We start from the raw sequence: 5,622 nt of genomic DNA, 5'->3' as shown, positions 1-5,622 counted from the left end.
GGTCAGCCGCTTGGTCTTACGACCCCGCGCCTCAAAACCGGAAGCGATCTCCAGCGCCGCAGCCTCATCACCCGCGATCACCACCGACGTCGGCCCGTTGATCGCCGCGATGCTTACACCGTCCACCAGCAGCGGCGCGACTTCGTCCTCCGCCGCCTGAACCGCCACCATCACACCGCCACCCGGCAGCTCCTGCATCAGACGGCCACGAGCCGCCACCAACGCACACGCATCATCCAGCGACAACACACCAGCGACATGCGCCGCGGCCAGCTCGCCAATCGAGTGGCCAGAAAGGAAGTCAGGCTTGAGGCCCCACGACTCCACCAACCGGAACAGCGCCACCTCAACCGCGAACAACGCGGGCTGCGTATAAGCCGTCTGGTCCAACAGGCCACCATCAGCCCCGAAGATCACATCCCGCAGCGCCAGTCCAACCCGCTCACACACCGCGTCCAACGCCTCAGCGAACGCCGGATAGATCTCATACAGCTCCCGACCCATCCCGAGCCGCTGGCTGCCCTGCCCCGTGAACAGGAACGCCACCTTGCCTTCGGAGGCGTTCCCCTCCACCAGTGCGGCGGAAGTGCGGTCCGCCGCCAGGTCGGCCAGGCTCGTGAGCAGTTCGTCCCTTCCGGGGGCCACGACCACCGCGCGGCGGTCCAACGCGGCGCGCGTGACGGCCTGCGAGTACGCGACGTCCAGCAGGCCCAGGCCGGGCTCCGCCTCAAGGTGGGTGCGCAGCCGCTCGGCCTGGGCGCGCAGCGCGGCGCCCGACCTGCCGGAGAGGGCGACGGGAACATACGGCAGCCGTACCGACGGCTCCGCGACGGGCGGTGCTTCGGCGGGCGGTGCCTGCTCGATGATGGCGTGTGCGTTGGTGCCGCTGTAGCCGAAGGAGGAGATGCCGGCGCGGCGCGGCTGTCCCGTCTCCGGCCACCGCACGGCCTCGGTCAGCAGGGCGATGTCACCCGCGGACCAGTCGACGTGCGGCGTGGGCTCGTCGATGTGCAGGGTCTGCGGCAGCACGCCGTGCCGGATCGCCATCACCATCTTGATGACTCCGGCGGCACCGGCAACGGCCTGCGTGTGGCCGATGTTGGACTTGACCGAGCCGAGGTAGAGCGGCCGCCCCTCAGGACGGTCCTTGCCGTAGGTGGCCAGCAGTGCCTGCGCCTCGATCGGGTCGCCGAGCGTCGTTCCGGTGCCGTGCGCCTCGACGGCGTCCACCTCACGCGCCGACAGCCCGGCCGTGGCCAGTGCCTGGCGTATCACCCGCTGCTGCGACGGACCGTTCGGCGCCGTGAGCCCGTTGCTCGCGCCGTCCTGGTTGATGGCGCTGCCGCGCAGCACGGCCAGTACCGGGTGGCCGTTGCGCCGTGCGTCGGACAGCCGCTCGACGAGCAGCATGGCGACGCCCTCCGACCAGCTCGTACCGTCGGCGCCGGCGGCGAAGGCCTTGATGCGGCCGTTCGCGGCCAGCCCGCGCTGGCGGCTGAACTCGGTGAACGCGCCGGGCGTGGACATCACCGTCACCGCCCCGGCCAGCGCCAGTGTGCACTCGCCGTTGCGCAGTGCCTGGGCGGCCAGGTGAAGCGTCACGATCGAGGACGAGCAGGCGGTGTCGACGGTGAGCGCGGGCCCCTCAAGGCCGAACGTGTACGAGATGCGTCCGGAGGCGACGCTGGCCGCGTTGCCGGTGCCCAGATGTCCTTCGAGGCCGTCGGGGTCCTGCAACCACAGGGTCAGGTAGTCCTGGTCGTTGGAGCCGACGAACACTCCGGTGCGGCTGCCGCGAAGCGCCGTCGGGTCGATGCCCGCTCGTTCGAACGCCTCCCAGGAGGTTTCCAGCAGGATCCGCTGCTGGGGGTCCATCGCCAGCGCCTCACGCGGCGAGATGCCGAAGAACGCCGAGTCGAAGTCGGCGACGTCGTGCAGGAAGCCGCCCTCGCGCGCGTAGCTGGTGCCTTCGCGGTCGGGGTCGGCGCTGTAGAGCGCGGCAAGGTCCCAGCCGCGGTCGGTGGGGAATCCGGAGATGCCGTCGCCCCCGGCGGCCAGCAACTGCCACAGGTCCTCCGGCGACCGCACGCCGCCGGGGAAGCGGCAGCTCATCGCCACGATGGCGATCGGATCGTCATCGTCGGCCCGCGCCACGGGGCCGACCAACTCGGTCTGGTCACCCAGCAGTTCGGTGCGCAGGTACTCGGCGAGGGCGACGGAGGTCGGATAGTCGAAGACCAGTGTGGCGGGCAGCCGTAGCCCGGTGGCGTCGCCGAGGAGGTTGCGCAGTTCGACGGCGGTGAGGGAGTCGAAGCCCAACTCCTTGAAGGCACGGCCGGATTCGACCGTGGCCGGGCCGGGGTAGCCGAGCACCGCGGCCACCTGGGTACGTACCAGGTCCAGCAGGAGCCGGTCCTGTTCCGGCGCGGTCAGGCCCGCCAGTTGCTGGGCCAGGGCCGACTCGCCGCCGAGCCCTGCTCCGGCACCACCGGCGGCGCGCCGCATCGGAGTGCGGACCAGTCCGCGCAGCAGCGGTGACATCGCACCCGCGGCGGCCTGGACGCGCAGCGCGGAGACGTCGACGCGCATCAGTACGAGCTGTGGCTCGTCGGTGTGTGTCCGCGCGAGGTCGAACAGTTCCAGGCCCTCGGCCGTGGACAGCGGGGGCAGTCCGGAGCGGCGCAGTCGGCGGAGGTCGGTCTCGTCCAACGTGGCGGCCATACCGCCGGATTCGCCCCAAAGGCCCCAGGCCAGCGCGGTGGCGGGCAGGCCCTGGGAGCGGCGGTGCTGGGCGAGGGCGTCGAGGAACGCGTTCGCCGCGGCGTAGTTGGCCTGGCCGGGGCCGCCGAACACGCCGGAGGAGCTGGAGAACAGCACGAACCCGGACAGGTCCAGGTCACGGGTCAGCTCATGCAGGTTCCAGGCGCCGTCGACCTTGGGCCGGAAGACCCGGTCGACGCCCTCGGGCGACTGGGAGGCGAGGATGCCGTCGGCCAGTACGCCGGCGGTGTGGACCACGGCGGTCAGCGGATGCGCGGCGGGGATCGCGTCCAGCACACCGGCCAGCGCGTCCCGGTCAGCCACATCGCAGGCGGACCAGGTGACCTCCGCGCCCAACGCGCCGAGTTCGGTGGTGAGTTCGTCGGCATTGGCGGAGTCGGCGCCAGCGCGGCTGACCAGTAGCAGATGGCGCACTCCGTGCTCGGCCACCAGATGCCGGGCGAACAGCCCGCCCAGCATGCCCGAGGCGCCGGTGATCAGCACGGTGCCTTCCGGGTCGTACGGGCGCGGCGCCGCATCGGCCTCGACCGCGACCCGGGCCAGTCGCGGGGCGCGGGGTATGCCGCCGCGCAGCGCCAACTGCGGTTCGTCCACGGCCAGTACGGCGGGCAGTGCCTGCCGCGACTCGGGCTGGTCGTCGAGGTCGAGCAGGGTGAAACGGTCCGGGTTCTCCGACTCGGCTGACCGGATCAGGCCCCAGACGGCGGCGAGCACCGGATCGACGGTCTCGTCGGCGCCGACCGCCATCGCGCCCTGGGTCACCACGACGAGCCGTGAACCGGCGTACCGCGCATCGTCCAGCCAGGTCTGCGCCAGCTCCAGCGCGCCGCCAACCGCATCGCGTACCGCCTCGGCGGGTGCGCAGGGGACCAGCACGCGGTCGGGTACGCGAGCGGCCCCCGACTCGACGGCCGCGGTCAACGCGGCCAGGTCCGGATAGGTGTCCGCGGCCAGGCCCAGCGTGTCGTCGCCGATGACCGCCAGTGACAGGGACGTTGGCTGCGCTGCCGTCGGGAGCTCCACCCAGTCCAGGCGGAACACCGACTCGTGGTACGCGGCGCGTGCCGCCCGTACCTGCTCGGCGGACACCGCGCGCAGCACCAGCGACTCGACCGTCGCGACCGGGGCACCGGTGACGTCGGCGATCTCCAGCCGCACGCCCTGCGCACCGGTCGCCACCAGCCGCACCCGCAGCGCGGAAGCGCCGCTGGCGTGCAGCGACACGCCGCTCCAGGCGAACGGCAGCCGTCCGCCGTCGGAGTCGTCCAGCACGCCCAGCCCGAGCCCATGCAGTGCGGAGTCCAGCAGTGCGGGGTGCAGGGCGAAGTCGGCAGCCTGCGACTCGGCCGCCTCGGGCAGCCGTACCTCGACGAAGACCTCGGCGCCACGCCGCCAGGCCGCCCGCAGGCCCTGGAACGTCGGACCGTAGTGCAGCCCGGTGGCCGCCAACTCCTCGTACAGGCCGCCGAGGTCCACTTCCTCGGCGCCCTTCGGCGGCCACTCGGCAAGCGTGTCGACGCTGGCCTGCGGGGCTCCGGAGGCCAGTACGCCGGTGGCGTGCCGGGTCCAGGGCTCCTCGGCGGGGGCGTCCTGGAGCCGGGAGGACAGACTGAAGGATCGGAAACCGGCACCGTCCACGGCGCCGACCACGATCTGGAAGCGGACGCCGCCGCGCTCCGGCAGTACCAGCGGCGCTTCGAGGGTCAGCTCCGCCAGCCGGTCGCAACCGACCTGGTCACCCGCGCGTATCGCCAGTTCCACGAAGGCGGTTCCGGGCAGCAGAACGGTGCCCATGACCGCGTGGTCGGCAAGCCACGGGTGGGTGTCGAGGCCGAGTCGGCCGGTGAACAGGAATCCGTCGGAATCGGCGAGCGGCACGGCCGCGCCCAGCAGCGGATGGTCGGCCCTCTCAAGCCCGGCGGACGTCACATCGCCCACCGGGGAGCCCGGCTCCAGCCAGTAGCGCTGCCGCTGGAAGGCGTACGTGGGCAGGTCCACGCGGCGGGCTCCCGCGAAGTACGCCTGCCAGTCGACGGGGAAGCCGTTGATGTGGGCCTGGGCCAGGGCCGTGGCCAGGGTTTCGGGCTCGAAACGGTCGCGTCGCAGGACGGGGGCGAACGTCACGCCGTCCGACGTGACGCAGTCCTGGGCCATCGCCGACAGGACCCCGTCCGGCCCGAGTTCGACGTAGGTGGTGACGCCCTCGGCCTCCAACGCCCTTACGCCGTCCAAGAACCGGACGGCCTGGCGCACGTGGCGGACCCAGTAGTCGGGGGTGCCGATCTCTTCCGCACCGACCAGCGTGCCGGTGAGGGTGGAGACGATCGGGATGCGCGGGGCGGCGAACGTCAACCCCGACGCCACCTCGCCGAACGCCTCCAACATCCCGTCCATGTGCGGCGAGTGGAACGCGTGGCTCACGGTCAGGCGCTTGGTCTTACGGCCCTGCGCCTCGAAGCCCGCGGCGATCTCCAGGACCGCGTCCTCGTCACCCGCGATCACCACCGACGTGGGCCCGTTGATCGCGGCGATGCTCACGCCCTCGACCAGCAGCGGAGCAACCTCGTCCTCCGCCGCCTGGATCGCCACCATCGCGCCGCCGCCCGGCAGCTCCTGCATCAACCGGCCACGAGCCGCCACCAACGCGCAGGCGTCCTCCAGCGACAGCACACCAGCTACATGCGCGGCGGCCAACTCGCCGATCGAGTGCCCGGCCAGGAAGTCAGGCTTCAGACCCCACGACTCGACGAGCCGGAACAACGCCACCTCGACGGCGAACAACGCGGGCTGCGTGTATCCGGTCTGGTCCAGCAACTCGGACCGCGAGCCGAACACCACGTC

General features: G+C 71.9%; 1 protein-coding gene. It reads right to left on the bottom strand.

Features of this window, described 5'->3' with window-relative positions:
* A partial coding sequence (locus O5O46_RS34730) for a type I polyketide synthase (protein ID WP_269859676.1) occupies positions 1-5,622 on the bottom strand: 5,622 nt, incomplete at both ends.

Source organism: Streptomyces sp. RPT161, from assembly GCF_027533845.1.
GTDB lineage: Bacteria > Actinomycetota > Actinomycetes > Streptomycetales > Streptomycetaceae > Streptantibioticus_A > Streptantibioticus_A silvisoli_A.
This window is presented reverse-complemented; position numbering and strand designations above follow the sequence as displayed.